16 protein-coding genes are annotated in these 14504 nt (G+C 60.8%); 9 read left to right on the top strand and 7 right to left on the bottom strand.

What is annotated here, in order from left to right:
* Positions 1-235 precede the first annotated feature (235 nt).
* Genes hisS through hisG form a run of 3 tightly spaced genes read left to right on the top strand, consistent with a single transcriptional unit; the run spans position 236 to position 3764 of the window.
* Complete coding sequence (gene hisS, locus B8746_RS13145) at positions 236-1726, top strand: histidine--tRNA ligase (protein WP_084394102.1); 1491 nt, start codon at positions 236-238, stop codon at positions 1724-1726.
* Positions 1723-2823 carry an ATP phosphoribosyltransferase regulatory subunit gene (locus B8746_RS13140; RefSeq protein ID WP_084394101.1) on the top strand — a complete coding sequence of 367 codons (1101 nt, stop codon included), beginning with the start codon at positions 1723-1725 and terminating at the stop codon, positions 2821-2823. The genes hisS and B8746_RS13140 overlap by 4 nt, the downstream gene beginning before the upstream one ends.
* Positions 2820-3764: an ATP phosphoribosyltransferase gene (gene hisG, locus B8746_RS13135; protein ID WP_084394100.1), complete on the top strand. Its 945-nt coding sequence runs from the start codon at positions 2820-2822 to the stop codon at positions 3762-3764. Before B8746_RS13140 ends, hisG begins: the two co-directional genes overlap by 4 nt.
* 320 nt (positions 3765-4084) lie before the next feature.
* Here hisG and B8746_RS13130 read toward each other — a convergent pair whose 3' ends face one another.
* Positions 4085-4579, bottom strand: coding sequence for a lactoylglutathione lyase family protein (locus B8746_RS13130; RefSeq protein WP_084394099.1), 495 nt, complete (start codon positions 4577-4579; stop codon positions 4085-4087).
* 102 nt (positions 4580-4681) lie between these two features.
* Between B8746_RS13130 and B8746_RS13125 the strand changes: the two genes are divergently transcribed.
* The 3 genes from B8746_RS13125 to B8746_RS13115 all read left to right on the top strand — a co-directional run bounded on the left by B8746_RS13125 (position 4682) and on the right by B8746_RS13115 (position 7388).
* Positions 4682-5620 carry a LysR family transcriptional regulator gene (locus B8746_RS13125; RefSeq protein WP_084394253.1) on the top strand — a complete coding sequence of 313 codons (939 nt, stop codon included), beginning with the start codon at positions 4682-4684 and terminating at the stop codon, positions 5618-5620.
* 360 nt (positions 5621-5980) lie between these two features.
* The gene (locus B8746_RS13120) at positions 5981-7171 is read left to right on the top strand and encodes an aspartate aminotransferase family protein (RefSeq protein ID WP_084394252.1); all 1191 of its coding nucleotides are present in this window, start codon (positions 5981-5983) and stop codon (positions 7169-7171) included.
* A 34-nt stretch (positions 7172-7205) separates the two neighbouring features.
* Positions 7206-7388 carry a hypothetical protein gene (locus B8746_RS13115; protein WP_084394098.1) on the top strand — a complete coding sequence of 61 codons (183 nt, stop codon included), beginning with the start codon at positions 7206-7208 and terminating at the stop codon, positions 7386-7388.
* Here the strand turns inward: B8746_RS13115 and B8746_RS13110 are convergent.
* The 4 genes from B8746_RS13110 to B8746_RS13095 all read right to left on the bottom strand — a co-directional run bounded on the left by B8746_RS13110 (position 7385) and on the right by B8746_RS13095 (position 10502).
* Entirely contained in the window at positions 7385-7912 is a 528-nt protein-coding gene (locus tag B8746_RS13110) for an SRPBCC family protein (RefSeq protein ID WP_084394097.1), read from the bottom strand. The genes B8746_RS13115 and B8746_RS13110 overlap by 4 nt on opposite strands.
* Before the next feature lie 50 nt (positions 7913-7962).
* Positions 7963-8709: a hypothetical protein gene (locus B8746_RS13105; protein WP_084394096.1), complete on the bottom strand. Its 747-nt coding sequence runs from the start codon at positions 8707-8709 to the stop codon at positions 7963-7965.
* 1 nt (position 8710) lies between these two features.
* On the bottom strand, positions 8711-9094 hold the full coding sequence (locus tag B8746_RS13100) for an ArsR/SmtB family transcription factor (protein WP_084394095.1): 384 nt from the start codon (positions 9092-9094) through the stop codon (positions 8711-8713).
* Between the two features lie 130 nt (positions 9095-9224).
* Complete coding sequence (locus B8746_RS13095) at positions 9225-10502, bottom strand: acyl-CoA dehydrogenase family protein (protein WP_188657357.1); 1278 nt, start codon at positions 10500-10502, stop codon at positions 9225-9227.
* Between the two features lie 129 nt (positions 10503-10631).
* Between B8746_RS13095 and B8746_RS13090 the strand changes: the two genes are divergently transcribed.
* Positions 10632-11090, top strand: a complete 459-nt coding sequence (locus tag B8746_RS13090; RefSeq protein ID WP_158084636.1) for a MarR family winged helix-turn-helix transcriptional regulator — start codon at positions 10632-10634, stop codon at positions 11088-11090.
* Between the two features lie 154 nt (positions 11091-11244).
* Here B8746_RS13090 and B8746_RS13085 read toward each other — a convergent pair whose 3' ends face one another.
* Together B8746_RS13085 and B8746_RS13080 are read right to left on the bottom strand one after the other, a co-directional pair.
* Positions 11245-11856, bottom strand: coding sequence for a glutathione S-transferase family protein (locus B8746_RS13085; protein ID WP_084394093.1), 612 nt, complete (start codon positions 11854-11856; stop codon positions 11245-11247).
* A gap of 83 nt (positions 11857-11939) precedes the next feature.
* The gene (locus B8746_RS13080; RefSeq protein WP_158084635.1) at positions 11940-12899 is read right to left on the bottom strand and encodes a YihY/virulence factor BrkB family protein; all 960 of its coding nucleotides are present in this window, start codon (positions 12897-12899) and stop codon (positions 11940-11942) included.
* Between the two features lie 108 nt (positions 12900-13007).
* On the opposite strand from B8746_RS13080, the gene B8746_RS13075 reads away from it, so the two are divergent.
* On the top strand, positions 13008-13196 hold the full coding sequence (locus B8746_RS13075) for a LapA family protein (RefSeq protein ID WP_143434597.1): 189 nt from the start codon (positions 13008-13010) through the stop codon (positions 13194-13196).
* Positions 13197-13224: 28 nt separating this feature from the next.
* The gene (locus tag B8746_RS13070) at positions 13225-14502 is read left to right on the top strand and encodes a S41 family peptidase (RefSeq protein WP_084394090.1); all 1278 of its coding nucleotides are present in this window, start codon (positions 13225-13227) and stop codon (positions 14500-14502) included.
* Positions 14503-14504: the final 2 nt, after the last annotated feature.

Raw genomic sequence — 14504 nt, 5'->3', positions numbered from 1 at the left:
TATCCACCCCCTCAATGAACACGACGCTGCATCACCATCATCACCACGCGTGACGCGCCGAACGAGGCGCGAACCGGTCCGGCTGCGCCTCTCTCAAGTGTTCATCTCCACACATTGAACCGCCAGAGGCAGACAGGCCGACCCCCGGTCTCGCGTCCCGTCCGCCGCGCCTTGCTTCACACCCCGACCGGCTTCGTCTAAGCGAGGCCACAAGCGACCAGACACGAGACGAGACATGAGCAAGAAGACCAAGGATCAGGACGGACCAAAGACCGGCAAGGATCTCGCCCGCAAGCCGCGCGGCTTTCCCGACAAGCGCGAAGCCCTGATCCACGCGCAGGCGGAGATGATCGACCGCGTCACCTCTGTCTATCGCCGTTGGGGTTTTGAAGCCCTTGAGACAGGCGCCTGGGAATATGCCGACGCGCTTGGCAAGTTCCTGCCCGATGATGACCGCCCGAATGCCGGCGTTTTCTCGATGCAGGATGATGACGAGCAGTGGATCTCGCTGCGCTATGACCTGACGGCGCCGCTTGCCCGCTTTGCCGCCGAAAACTGGCAGACGCTGCCAAAGCCCTTCCGGCGTTATGCTGCCGGTCCGGTCTGGCGCAATGAAAAGCCGGGGCCTGGGCGCTTTCGCGAGTTCCTGCAATGCGACGCCGATACGGTCGGCGCAGCAGGCGCACATGCCGATGCCGAGATGATCGCGATGGCCGCCGAAGCGATGCGCGCGGCAGGCGCGGGCGACGGCGAGTTCGTGGTCCGCGTGAATACGCGCCGCCTGCTGAATGCCGTGCTGGAAGGCGTGGGTGCACATTCGGATGAAAGCCGCCTGACCATTCTGCGCGCGCTCGACAAGCTGGACCGGCTCGGAGAGGAGGGCGTGAGGCTACTCCTTGGCGCAGGGCGCGAAGACGAGTCGGGTGATTTCACCAAGGGCGCAGGTCTTGATGCTGGCGCGATTGCCAGGGTGATGGCGTTCGCGCAGGCGGGCCGGGATACTCGCGGCGAGACGCTGGAAGCGCTCGGCGCGGCGGTCGGCACGGGTGAGGAAGCGCAGGCTGGTCTCGACGAGCTTTCCGCCATTGCGCGAGGCCTCGAAGCCTTTGGATGCCCGGAGAGTGACGTCCTGTTCGACCCATCCGTTGTGCGCGGTCTTGAATATTATACCGGACCGGTCTTCGAGGCAGAACTTCTGAAAGAGACGGTCGATGAGGATGGCAATGTCGTCCGCATCGGCTCTGTCGGCGGTGGTGGGCGCTACGATGACCTGGTCGCGCGCTTCACAGGCGAGAAAGTTCCGGCGACAGGGTTCTCGGTCGGTATTTCCCGTCTCGCGGCGGCTTTTGCAATCAGCGGCGATATCGAGGCGCTGAACGGACCGGTCGTTGTGCTCAATCTAAACCGGGATGACCCGACCGAGGCGCTGAAGCTCGCTGCCGAACTTCGCCGCGAAGGCATCCGCGCCGAAGCCTATATGGGCTCGTCCGGCATGCGCCCGCAGATGAAATATGCAGACCGGCGCGGCGCGCCTGTCGCCGTCATGGTCGGCGAGGACGAGATCGCCAAGGGCGTGGTTACCATCAAGGACCTCAAGGAAGGCGCGAAACAGGCCAGGGCCATTAAGTCCAATGAGGAATACCGCGAAGCCCGGCCCGGCCAGTTCGAAGCGCCGCGCGCTGAGATGGTCGCCCGCATCCGCGAGATTGTGGAGGCGTCGGAATGACATCTCCTGCCGACATCTTCGCAAAACTGGGCGGTGAGCTAGTCGACCCGCCAATCGTCATGCCGGCGAACCAGCCGCTGGAACTGTCCGGCGAAGCGGTGCGCTCGCGCCTGTGTGTGTTTGTGGGGGAAAGTGGGGAAGAGTGTGCGCTGCGCCCGGACCTCACGCTTCCCGTTGCCATCGCGCAGGCCGAAGCCGGTGTGTCCGCCGAGACGATCAAGCGCTATGCCGCCCGCGCCTTCCGCCTGCCGACCATGCCGGGCGATGCGATGGAGTTCACGCAGGTCGGCTTCGAGCGCTATGGCGCGCCATCGAACGCCGACACCGATGCCGAATGTTTTGCCATTGTCTGCCAGGCCGCGACCGCTGCCGGGGCAGGCGAGAGCGAGACCCGCATGGGTGACCTCTCCATTTTCCCGGCCTTTGTTGATGCGCTGGACCTTGCGCCGGGGCTCGCAGAAGCACTGAAGCGCGCTTTCCGACAGGTGGGCGGTGTTTCGGCGCTGCTCAACGCGAAGCCTGGCAAGCCGGTTCACGGTCTGGCATCCCGCCTTCAGGGGGCGAGCGCGGATGAAGCCAAGGCCATCGTGGCCGATATCTTCGCGCTGTCCGGCATCCAGCCGCAGGGCGTCCGCACGCTGGACGAGATTGTCGAAGGTCTCCTTCAGCAGGCCTCTGACGCGGCCTATGGCGGAACGCCGGATCTTGCGCGCCAGACGCTTGAAGCCGTGATGGCCGTTGATTGCGCGCCTGAACAGGCGGCTGACTCGCTGCTCGCCATTGCGCGCCAGGCAGGTCTCAGCGGGGTCGAATCCGTGCTGGAGCGACTGGATGAGCGCGTCACCAAGATGAGGAATGCCGCGCCCAAATTCATGACGACTTCGCGTTTTGGCACGCCCTTCGGTCGGCGCTTCAACTATTATGACGGCTTCCTGTTCGAGCTGTTCCGCAAGGGAGAGCAAAGCAGCCGGCAGCCTTTCGGTGCAGGCGGGCGCTATGACACGCTTCTTTCCAAGCTCTCCAACGGCAGGGTTGATGCCACGGCGATTGGCGGTGTCGTTCGCCCTGACCGCCTCGCAAAAGGAGGTGCCGCATGACCCGGCTCACCATCGCAATCCCGTCCAAGGGGCGGCTGAAGGACAATGCCGAAGCCTGGCTTTCCAAGGCTGGCTTCAAGCTGAAGCAGGCTGGCGGCGAGCGCGGCTACACGGCGGAGCTGAAAGGCTTGCCGGAAGCCGATGTCATGCTGCTCTCGGCACGCGAAATTGCACAGGGCCTGATCGACGGGACGTTTCATCTCGGCGTCACAGGTGAAGACCTGCTGAATGACCTCTCACCGAATCTGAGCGCCGATGCGCAGGTGATCAAACGCCTCGAATTTGGCGGCGCGGATGTCGTCGTCGCCGTGCCGGCAGCGTGGCTCGACGTCAACACGATGAGCGAGCTCGAGGCAGCTGGTGCCCTTTTCAGGCAGCGCCACGGGCGCCGGATGAAAGTTGCGACCAAGTATATGCGACTGACGCGCAATTTCTTTGCGCAGAAGTCGGTCGGCGAATATCGCCTCGTCGAGAGCGCAGGCGCCACGGAAGCGGCCCCAAGTTCGGGGCAGGCGGAAGTCATTGTCGACATCACGTCGACCGGTGCGACGCTGAAAGCCAATGGGCTGAAAGTGCTCGATGATGGCGTCATCCTGAAGAGTCAGGCGGCGCTTGCCGGCTCACTGAAGGCGGGCTGGGACGAAGAATCGCTTGGCGGGTTGCAGAAACTTCTCGCCTCCATCGAGGCGCATGAAGCCGCCCAGGACAAGAAATTCCTCCTTGCCGCGAATTCCATCCCGGATTCTCTCCTGAAAGGCGAAGGGGTCGAGGCGATTTCGGCAACTTCCATTCTCGTGCCTTCCTATCTGGCGGTAGAAACTGCCAGAAAAATCGCAGATTCGGGGGCAGGACCTGTCTCGATTACGAGCAGCGAGTTCATTTTTGACCAAGAGTCGCCCGCGTTTAAAGGCTTTGTTACCAATTTAACATCTGCCGCTTGACAATGTGACAGAAAAACGGCGATACAGGTTTTGCAAGTTTCTGGGAGGAAACGCTGCAAGAACTCTTACAGGCGCGGCTCGATAGCCGCGCCGTTTTTTTATCCGGTATTCACCCTTCGAACAAAATCTGCGCAGTGGTTTTGATGATCACTATTGTTCGGCGCGGACTTTCATCGAGTCGCGCGCCGGTACGCCTAAGGTTATTGGCGAACCGAAGCACCGTGCAGCCCGACCACTTTATCTTGCCGAAAGGGTAGACTGCGGTGTTGTCGCCGCAGCCTGCCCGCCGAATTCTCAGATAAACCGGCCTGAGCCATGGATCAGGAATAGGCGCCGTCAGAATAAGTCAGCTCGTAGCTGTGACTGTAGACCTCGAATACGATCCCGAACGGGTCTTCAACATAGCACATGCGATATGGTTTCTTGCCGGGGAAGTATTCCCGGATCGGCATGCGTTGCTTGCCGCCAGCTCTGACGATCTTCTCCACCATGCCTTCGACGTCCGGGTCCTGAATGCAGAAATGGAAGGTGCCGTGCCGACGATAGTCGAGATTGTCCTCAGGTGCATAGTTGCTCGGGAATTCGAAGATTTCGATCCCGATTCGGTCGGCGGTCGACATGTGTGCGATCCGCAGCCGCTCCCAGCCCGCGCCGAATACATCCGTGCACATGATGCCTACCGCGCTGTCATCTTCGGTGACCTCGGTTGGTGGCATGATGAGGTATAGGCCGAGAACGTCGGAATAGAATTGCACGGCTGCGTCGAGGTCGGGAACGGACAGGCCGATATGTGAAAAAGTGCGGGGGGTGGTCATTGGTGTGTCTCCTTCGATCATTCGATGACCGAAAGGTGGACGCAGGCATCCAAAATATGAAATAATCAATCAGTCTATAATTGATAACAAAATGTAATGGCGATGTTGAACGCAACCTGGCTGGAAACCTTTGCCGTCCTTTGTGAGACCGGGCACTTCACGCGGACGGCCCAGCGACTGGGAATGACACAGCCCGGCGTGTCTCAGCACGTACGCAAACTGGAGGAGCAGGTTGGCCATCCCTTGATCTCCAAACAGGGCAAACACTTCTGGCCAACACCGGTTGGCGAATCCGTGTTTGCGCTCGGGTTGGCCCGCCGGGCGGAGGAGGAGCGGTTCCGCAAGAGCATCGAGGTCGACGATCCCGATAGCGGTGAAGTGAAGATTGCCTGTTCCGGAGGGTTTGCCATGAGCCTTTATCCGCACCTGTTGCCAGTGATGCAGGCAGCCCCCAATCTCGCAATCCATGTTGAGGCGGCGCCGCAAAAGAGTATTCGCGCGGGCATTCTGGAAGGCCGGTTCGACCTTGGTGTGCTTGCAAGTGATCCAGACCATCCTCGCCTCACTGCCCGTCTCATTGGCCGAGAAGAGTTATGTGTCGTGTTGCCGATTGACGCTGCATCTGCTCGCCTGGATTTCGAGGCGCTGGACGCGCGTGGCTTCATCGCTCATCCGGACGGCTTTGCATATGCCGATGCGCTATTCTCGCTGAACTTCCCGGATGAGTTCGAAGGAGCGGACCGGCTGCATGTCAGGGCCTATGTCAACCAGATCGGCCAGATCCCCACGCCCGTGGAAAATGGCATCGGCTATACCCTGCTGACGCAGAGCGGCATCAATGCCTTTCCGCGAAAGCATCGTCTCTGCACGCGCCAGCTTGGTCAGCGCATTCATCATGATCTGTGGCTTGTGGAGCGGCGAAATGTGGTCCGGAGTGCGCGTGTCGACCGCCTCGCGGGACTAATTGAGCAGGCAGCAACCGCGCTCGGCGACAATTTCGCCAGCCAAAAGAAAAGGCCCCTTTCGGGGCCCGATGAATGAAGTTCCAAGTGAGAGTGGACCCGACCGGCGGCTCAGGGTCAGGGCGTCAGGGGAAGCACCGACCGGGTCTCTGTTCTTATTGAGTTTCAATATGGACATTTATTGAAAAGCGTCAAGTCCATATCGAAAAACAACTATTACAAACGCGTTAGGGAGGGAACGTCTGTAATCAGTGCGAGCCACATAGTGCTTTTGCGGGCCAAGCAACACCCCTCCAACAACATGACTCTCATGCATAATTGCAATTGAAACTAATTTAATCTGACAATTACGGGTAGCTCAGGCCGTGCGAGTTGACTTTGCAATCCGCCGCAGCCATGCGGATGGCTATCAATGTTCAATGCCCTGGAGCCAATTCAAATGTCTGACCCTCGCGCCCACATCATGCCCGTCTACGCCCCGCCTGAGGAAGCGTTCGTGCGAGGCGAGGGCGTGCGCCTCTACACAGAGGGCGGCGAAGAGTATCTCGACTTCATCGCTGGCATCGCCGTGAATGCCCTCGGCCATGCCCATCCGCAGCTTGTCGCAGCGCTGCAGGAGCAGGCGGGCAAGCTCTGGCACCTCTCCAACATGTTCCGCGTCAAGGCGGGTGAGGAACTGGCCGACAAGATGTGCGCGCGCACCTTTGCAGACCGCGTCTTCTTTACCAATTCCGGCACAGAGGCTGTTGAGTGCGCGCTGAAAGCCGCGCGCAAGTATCACTGGTCAAAGGGTAATGATGACCGCATCGAATTCGTGACCTTCACCGGCGCCTTCCATGGCCGTTCGCTGGGCGCGATCAATGCTGGCGGCAATCCGAAATACCTGGAAGGATTTGGTCCGGCGATCCCCGGTTTCAACCAGATCGAATGGGGCGACCATGATGCGCTGAAGGCCGCCGTGACAGACAAGACCTGCGCGGTCTTTGTTGAGCCCGTGCAGGGCGAGGGCGGTGTGCGCTCCATGCCTGAGCAATGCCTCACTGGCCTCCGCGAACTCTGCGACGAGACCGGCACGCTCCTCATCTATGACGAAGTCCAGTGCGGCATGGGCCGGACGGGCAAGCTCTTCGCGCATGAATGGGCAGAGAATGCAGCGCCCGATATCATGTGTGTCGCCAAGGGCGTTGGCGGCGGCTTTCCGTTCGGAGCATGCCTGATGACCGAGGAAGTCGGCCTGCCAATGCAGCCGGGCTCCCACGGCTCGACCTATGGCGGCAATCCGCTCGCCATGGCTGTCGGTAATGTCGTCTGGGACATCATTTCCGATGAGGCGTTCCTGGCTGAAGTGCGCCGGGTTTCCGGGACTGTGGCGCAGGGCCTCAAATCCCTCGCTGACAGCCATGCTGACAAGGTGAATGGCGTGACCGGCAAGGGCCTCCTCACCGGGCTCGAACTCAAGGCCGCGCCAAAACCCGTGCAGCAAGCCTGCCGCGACAAGAATTTGCTCGTCGGTGTCGCCGGCAACAATGTGCTGCGCCTCGCTCCGCCGCTGGTGATCACTGATGAAGATGTCCGTCAGGCCGTCAGCGTGATGGACGAAGCGCTGAGCGAGTGGGAGCTGGAGGGGTAGGTGCGCCCCTGACCCTCCCCAAGGGGGAGGGGCGATGGTTGCAATCGTTTCGACTAACCGCCCGCTATGGTTCGACTTCGCTCACCATGTCGGGCTATTTCTGACATCGCATCAGACCGACATGGTGAGCGAAGTCGAACCATTCGGTCGCTGGCACAACACCTTCCCCCTCCCCTCGAAGGGGACGGTCGGGGTGGGACGCAGTGCGGTGTCCTAGGCCGGCACGCGCTCTTCATAGATCTTGTTGAGCGCTTCATACTTCGTCCAGAAGGCGTCGCGTTCGGTGCCGGACACTTCCGAGACCAGCAGGTCGAGATGTGAGTGCCAGCCGGTTGAGATGCCGACGCGCCCGGAGCGGGTCTCGATGCCGGTATGGGTGAGCGTCAGCAGTGTCTTTTCGCCCTTCTGTTCAAGCTTGAATGTGACCGTTCCGTTGCCCCATCTGAATTCGAGCTTCTCTGGTGGGTCAAATGTCACAATCTCGCTGTCGAGACTGTGCTCGCCTGACTTGCCTTCCGGGGCAGGGGCGTCGGGGCTGAGATCATCATTGCGCCAGGTCAGCGTGAATTTGTGACCGGGCGTCGGTGCCATGTCGCCAGCGGCCAGCCATTTGCGACGAAGGTCGCTGTCGGTGAGATAGTCCCAGACGCGTTCACGCTTGCCGGGAAGCCAGCGCTTGATGAGAAGCGTCGTCGGCGCGGTGAGGGTGGCGAAACTCTCTTCGCTGGGTTGAGGGGTCATTGGTGTTTCCTTGTGGGTTGGGTGAGTGAAAGCTGAGGAAGGGGGAGGGCTCAATCGGCCTCTGAGCAAAGAACATCCCGATAGGCACACAGGCTGGCGAGCAGGGCGCTGTTCTCGTCGAGGATGTCTTCCTGCTGGTCGGGGCTTGCGACATGGATCATGTAGCTTTGCGCGGCGTGCCCTTCCTTGAAGATGAACGGGTAGCGTATGTCGCCTGACATGCTGGCCGCGATGTCTACGTCGCTGACATAGGGCGCGTAGTACATGAGATGCGGCATGGGGCGCGCGTGAACGTTCATGTCCGGAAGCGTCCAGGTCCGCATGATCGGCGCCACCATGTAGGACAGTCCGGCTTTGTCAGGCGGAGAGTAGGTGCCGTCATCATAGCGGCTGTCGATCTCGGCTCGCAGCTCGTCCGGGCCCATCCCGGAAATGCGCAGGTCGGCAACGTCGCGTAACACCTTGAGATAGGTGGCTGAGCCGGCCGCATCATAGCAGAGGGGAACGTAGATATCGTCCCGGAAGTCGGCCCGTTCATATGCGGTTCGCGAAACCAGGCATTCCACGCCGTTCGAACCTTGCTCGGCGAGATAATAGCCTTGGGCCGGATCGAGCAGCCAGACTGAAACACCTTCCCGGATATGGGGCGGAGCTGCGCTCTTCGCGAATGCCAGTTCGAGTGCTTCGGGCATCCTTTCGAGGATGGGCAGGCTGCCTTCGCCTGCGTGAGTCTGGGGCAGCAGCCCGCTTCCCGCGATGCTGAACAGCGACGCGGCGAGAGTTTTTCGGTAGGTCATCCTAGTCGTCCTTGGGTTGAGGGTCGCTCGTGGTTCTGGAGCTTTCGGTTTCCTGCGCGGCCTCTTCGCGAAGCAGGCGGTCGAGGGTGTTGAGGCTGGAGGTCCAGAACTGTTCGTAGAAGCCAAGCTCGTCATGCGCGGCGGCGAGCGGGCCGGCCTCAAGATGGCAACGATGCGTGCGCCCCTCGACTTCGCGCCGGATCAGGCCGGCATTCTCGAGCACCCTGATATGTTTTGACGCCGCCGCGAGCGACATCGGGTGTGGCGCGGCAAGTTCGCTCACCGTGCGGTCGCTGGCGGCGAGATCGCGCAGCATCTGCCGGCGAGTGCTATCGCTGAGCGCCTGAAAGACTTCGTCCATATATGAGGGCCTTTGTTCAACCATGTGGTTTAATAACTTCGCCTGATTTATTAGTCAACCGATTGGTTTAATAAATTTACGCGCAGAGAGCCGCGCAAAGAAAAAGGCCGCCTCCGAAGAGACGGCCTTCCACCAATCGAAAAGGTCCCAGCCCTTATTTGAGACCCTTCATGCCCATGCGGCCGATTTCGGCGCGGCCGACCACCATGTGGTGAACCTCATCCGGGCCGTCAGCCAGGCGCAGCGTGCGCTGCTGGGTGTACATGTTGGCGAGCGGCGTCCATTGCGACACGCCGGTTGCGCCGTGCATCTGGATCGCATCGTCGATGATCTTGCAGACGCGTTCCGGCACCATGGCCTTCACCATCGAAATCCAGACGCGGGCTTCCTTGTTGCCGAGCACGTCCATCGCCTTGGCGGCCTTCAGTACCATGAGGCGCATCGCTTCGATCTCGATACGGGCGCGCGAGACGATTTCCTGGTTGCCGCCAAGCTTGATCAGCGGACGACCGAAGGCTTCGCGCGTCATGCCACGCTCGAGCATGAGGTCCAGGGCTTTCTCTGCCGCGCCGATGGAGCGCATGCAGTGATGGATACGGCCTGGGCCAAGGCGGAGCTGGGAAATCTCGAAGCCGCGGCCAACGCCGAGCAGGATATTCTCTTCCGGCACTTTCACGTCCGTGAAGCGGATGTGCATGTGGCCGTGTGGCGCGTCATCCTCACCGAAGACATGCATCGGGCCGAGGACTTCAACACCGGGCGTGTCCATCGGGACCAGGATCTGCGACTGCTGCTGGTGAGCCTGCGCGTCAGGGTCGGTCTGGACCATGACGATCATGATCTTGCAGCGCGGGTCGCCGGCACCGGATGCGTAATACTTCTCGCCATTGATCACCCATTCGCCATTCTTCAGGACAGCCTGGGTACGGACGTTGCGGGCGTCGGAACACGCCGTGTCCGGCTCGGTCATGGCAAAGGCAGAGCGGATCTCGCCATTCAGCAGCGGCTTCAGCCATTTCTCTTTCTGCTGGGGCGTGCCGACACGTTCGAGCACTTCCATGTTGCCGGTGTCCGGTGCGGCGCAGTTCAGGCTTTCCGAAGCAAGGCGGTTCTTGCCGAGCACGGCAGCGATATAGGCATAGTCGAGGTTCGACAGGCCTTCGCCGGTTTCGGCATTCGGAAGGAAGAAGTTCCACAGCCCTTGCGCCTTCGCCTTGTCCTTGACTGCATCGAGCAGCTCAAGCTGGCCCGGCACATAGGCGAAACGGTCCTTGCGATCCTTGCCGAGCTCGTGGAACTTGATGCTCATCGGCTCGACTTCCTCGGCGACGAACTTCTTCACCGCTTCATAGAGCGGCACAGCCTCTTCGGACATGCGCAGATCATTCAGCGGATCGCGTACATCCATCTTTTCCAGGGTTCCGGTATCCATTGGTTTCTCCTCCTCGGATTGTTCTAGACTGGTTTTAATACGCGCAATGATTTGCTTTTATACAGATCATTCCGTATTGTTTCACTAGTGAAGTATATCCCTCGGCGACGGGGCATGCAAGGGCAGGACATGGTTACAAAGACGAAAAATCCGCGGCTCTACTCCCGCTTGCAGATCGCCGCGCAGCAGTTGCGCAAGGTGACGGACAGGCAACTGGTAGAGGCGGCGGGTATTACTGCGCCGCAGCTTGGCGTGCTCACCCGTGTTGCTGCCGCCAAGGAATTGAACCAGACCAGTCTCGCGCGCGACCTTCGTCTCAACGATTCTGCCATCACGGCCATGGTGAAACGTCTCATCGGCCTCGGCATGCTGGAAAAGAGGCGGAGTGAAACCGACAGCCGCGCCTGGGTGCTGAAACTCACGGCAGACGGACAGTCCGCCATCGACCGCGCCGGCGAACAGATGCTCTCGATCAACCAGAAGATCGACGCCGAGTTCGGCCCCGGCGGCCTCGACAATTTCGTCGACGAACTCAATCGCCTGATCGCCATCTGCGACGCCGAACAGGCAGGTGAGGGTGAGGGTTAAAGCCGTCAGGTTGAAGAATAGCGTCACCCTCGACCGTGAAGCGGTCTGAGGGGCCATCTTCCGAACTCATGGTCGGGTGCTCAGGAAATGGCGGGAGATGGGCGCCCTGATGGCAGCGCCATTGGGCGTGACGACGGCTGGAAGGAAAGAAAAATCATGCCTTCACACTTTCCCGCTCCGCCATGCGGTCATACCAGGCGGCGAGGTTGGTCAGGTCCCGGTCAAGTGGCTGGCCGACCTGTCCGCCAAAGGCGACGAAGGAAAACAACAGGATGTCGGCAAGGGTGAAGCGGTCACCGGCGAGCCAGGTCTTGCCATCCATCTGGCCGTTGAGCCAGCGCAGCGCTTCCTTGACGCACTCCTTCAGGCCGGGAGCGGCATCCGGGAAGCAGGGCATGCGGCTCTGGAAAAGCTGAATGCCTTCGGAATAGCGAAAGGCGCGCGTCATCGGATCAATTACTTCGAAGTCCGTCCAGCGCATCCAGCGGCGCGTGACCGCGCGCTCTTCGGGCGTATTGCCGATCAGGCTGTCGCCCGGGCTGATCTCATCAAGATATTCGCAGATTGCGGTGATCTCTGTGATCAGCGTTCCATCCGCCAGCACAAGCGCGGGCAGCTGGCCGGCCGGATTGATCTTGAGATAGTCGTCCTTCCGGTTCTCCCCGCCCATCAGGTCAATATCAACCAGGTCCACGGTTACGCCGCGCTCGGCCATGAAGGTGCGAACAACCTGGGGGTTCGGGCCTACGGAACTGTAGAGCTTCATGACGCGTCCTCGTTCGTTTCTCTGGCGCGAGCGTATCGGTCGCCCACCATTCGGCAAGAGGTGACGTTGGGGCGCGCCAATCGTCAATTGTGCTTTTTCGGATGCTCTTCTTCGGGCTCCGGAGCTTGCTCGAAGGCTGTTTCGGTATCAAGGCCGCGATCCTTGCGGCTGAGGACGCCATTTGTTTCGGCGCCCGTGCAGATAGCGAACGCAGAAAGCCAGAGCCACATCAGCAGCGCTGCAACCGCGCCGAGCGATCCGAACGTCTCATTGTAGTTGGCAAAGGCTGACAGGTAGAATGAGAACCCAACCGAAGCGACGAGCCAGATGCCCGCGGCCACAAGAGCGCCGGGCAGGATAGGCCTGGCGGTCCGTTCCTGCGCTCGTGTCCGGTGCGGGCGTGCCGTTCGCAGGAAGGCATAGATGCCCAGCAGGAAGAGCGCGATCATTCCGAGCCATCTCGCGATACGCAGCAGTGCGTCGAGAATGGCACCAAGCTGGAGGGCTTCTATAATGGGAGGCACGGCCCCAATAGCCGCGAGCGATACGATAGCAAATACGATTGCTCCGGCGGTGAAGCCAATCGCAAGCAGGTTCTGTTCGATGAAGCCACGCTTTGCCGGCCGGTCATAGGTAACTTCCACAGCCTGAAGCAGGGCATTGGCACCGCGCGAGGCAGACCAGAGCGCAATGATGAGCGAGATCAGGGCGCCCCATGACAGGCCAGCCGATTGCGACTCGGCGATGCGGATCATCTGGTCGGTGATCAGTGTATAGGCTTCATCGGGCAGGAGGGGCTGCAACACCTCGAAATATTCGCGCAGGTCTGCCGACGTCGTGAAAATGCCCCAGACCATTAGCGCCGCAGCGACAGCCGGAAATATGGACAGGAAGGCGTAAAAGGCGACGCCGCCGGACACCAGCGCAACATCATCGCGTCCAAGCCGTCCGGCTGTGCGCGCGATCAGGCTTGTGACCGGACGAAAGCGGCGCCGATAGACGGGCGCTGCCTTTATTTTCCTGAGGAGTTTCAACGCGTTCATTGTCAGAACAACGCCGTGTGCATGCAGCTGTTCCGGTGCTCGGACTTGACGCTGCGGCTGCGCCATCCCCTACTGGCCGGGACAAGAGACTGAATGGAAGAGGCCGACATGAAATCCGCGAAAACCTGGCTCGCCCTGATCCTGCTTGCCCTGCTGGCGGTTTTCGCCCTCCAGAACATGGCCGTGATCCAGGTCAACTTCCTGGGCATGGGCTTCGAGACCCGGCGCATTTTCCTGATCCTGATTGCGGTCCTTGTCGGCTTCGCGCTCGGCAAGACCGTCAGGTTTCGCCACTAGCCCGTTAGGCGAGGGAGCGCGGCTGGCCGTGAATTGTCCTGTTTTCAGACCGTTTCTGGACGGGATCTGGACGGTTTTCGGACTGTTCCTGGCCGCGTTGTTTGCGCAAGTTTCCGTCGCACATTCAGAGCCACTGGAAGCGCCTGCGAAGGCGGTCTCTCCGACCGCAGTCGAAACCGATATCCTTACCTTCTGTGAACTCGTGCGGTCGCGCTATGCCTATTTCGAAAGCCGCGAAGCGGTCTGGTCGCAGACCTGCGAGCTTGCCATGCAGGAGGCCCGCTCGCCCCTGTCGCAGACCACATCGGGGCACCTTGCCCTGCTGGAGCGCATGGTCGATCAGCTGCACGACAATCATATCTCGCTGGACACCAATTCGGCGGCATCACCGCGTCTGGTGCCGTCGGGCAGCGACTATTGGCTGAGCATGGAAACGGGTGTGCCGGTGGTGCTTGCCGTTCGGCCAGGGTCTGGTGCCGCCGCTGCAGGCCTGAAGGTTGGCGATGTCATTCAGACGATGAATGGCGAGCCGCCGCTTGCCAAAGCGGCAGAGCGTATTCGGGCGGCGGGCGAGAGTGTCTCGTCAGCCCGTCTCGACTGGGCGCTGAATGCGCAGGCAGCTGGGTATCGCGGGATGGAGCGGACGGTTCGCGTCCAGCGCGGGCAGGACCTGCTGGACCTTGATCTCGGCAACCCGGAGCCGCCAGCCGCAGACGAATTCGTCACTGCGGAAATGTTGCCGGGTGAGATCGGCTATCTGCGGATCGAGGACGGGCTTGGAAGCAGCGAAACAGTCGCTGCTTTCGACGCAGCACTGGAAAAACTGAAAGGGGCGAGGCGCTGGATTGTCGATCTTCGGAACACACCCAGCGGCGGCAGCACGTCGACCGCTGAACCCATACTCGCGCGGTTTGTCGGCGGAGTGAAACCCTATCAGAAATCAGGGCCTCGCTGGCGCGGCGATCATACGAGATACGTCGCCTCCAGAGGCCCATGGCGCGTGCGAGGGCGTGTCGCTGTCCTCGCCGGACGCTGGACGGGCAGCATGGGGGAGGGCATGGCCATCGGCTTTGACGGGATGCGGCGTGCGCGCGTCTTCGGCAGCGAGATGGCCGGCCTGGCGGGCGGAATCGAGAGTTTCGAACTGCCCGGCAGTGGCTGGAGTATCCGGTTCCCTACCTATGACCTCATGCACATTCGCGGTGAAAGCCGACATGAGTGGCGCCCGCCTTATCCGGTCATTGCGGATAATGGAGACGGCGAAGATCTGGCATTGAGGGCAGCGCTGGACTGGCTGAAACAGTGAGC

The organism is Henriciella pelagia, from assembly GCF_002088945.1.
GTDB classification, from domain to species: Bacteria; Pseudomonadota; Alphaproteobacteria; order Caulobacterales; family Hyphomonadaceae; genus Henriciella; species Henriciella pelagia.
This window is presented reverse-complemented; position numbering and strand designations above follow the sequence as displayed.

Coding starts and splice junctions, on each gene's coding strand:
- hisS (WP_084394102.1), top strand. CDS start 236: ATGAGCAAGAAGACCAAGGATCAGGACGGACCAAAGACCGGCAAGGAT.
- B8746_RS13140 (WP_084394101.1), top strand. CDS start 1,723: ATGACATCTCCTGCCGACATCTTCGCAAAACTGGGCGGTGAGCTAGTC.
- hisG (WP_084394100.1), top strand. CDS start 2,820: ATGACCCGGCTCACCATCGCAATCCCGTCCAAGGGGCGGCTGAAGGAC.
- B8746_RS13130 (WP_084394099.1), bottom strand. CDS start 4,579: ATGACCACCCCCCGCACTTTTTCACATATCGGCCTGTCCGTTCCCGAC.
- B8746_RS13125 (WP_084394253.1), top strand. CDS start 4,682: ATGTTGAACGCAACCTGGCTGGAAACCTTTGCCGTCCTTTGTGAGACC.
- B8746_RS13120 (WP_084394252.1), top strand. CDS start 5,981: ATGTCTGACCCTCGCGCCCACATCATGCCCGTCTACGCCCCGCCTGAG.
- B8746_RS13115 (WP_084394098.1), top strand. CDS start 7,206: ATGGTTGCAATCGTTTCGACTAACCGCCCGCTATGGTTCGACTTCGCT.
- B8746_RS13110 (WP_084394097.1), bottom strand. CDS start 7,912: ATGACCCCTCAACCCAGCGAAGAGAGTTTCGCCACCCTCACCGCGCCG.
- B8746_RS13105 (WP_084394096.1), bottom strand. CDS start 8,709: ATGACCTACCGAAAAACTCTCGCCGCGTCGCTGTTCAGCATCGCGGGA.
- B8746_RS13100 (WP_084394095.1), bottom strand. CDS start 9,094: ATGGTTGAACAAAGGCCCTCATATATGGACGAAGTCTTTCAGGCGCTC.
- B8746_RS13095 (WP_188657357.1), bottom strand. CDS start 10,502: ATGGATACCGGAACCCTGGAAAAGATGGATGTACGCGATCCGCTGAAT.
- B8746_RS13090 (WP_158084636.1), top strand. CDS start 10,632: ATGGTTACAAAGACGAAAAATCCGCGGCTCTACTCCCGCTTGCAGATC.
- B8746_RS13085 (WP_084394093.1), bottom strand. CDS start 11,856: ATGAAGCTCTACAGTTCCGTAGGCCCGAACCCCCAGGTTGTTCGCACC.
- B8746_RS13080 (WP_158084635.1), bottom strand. CDS start 12,899: ATGAACGCGTTGAAACTCCTCAGGAAAATAAAGGCAGCGCCCGTCTAT.
- B8746_RS13075 (WP_143434597.1), top strand. CDS start 13,008: ATGAAATCCGCGAAAACCTGGCTCGCCCTGATCCTGCTTGCCCTGCTG.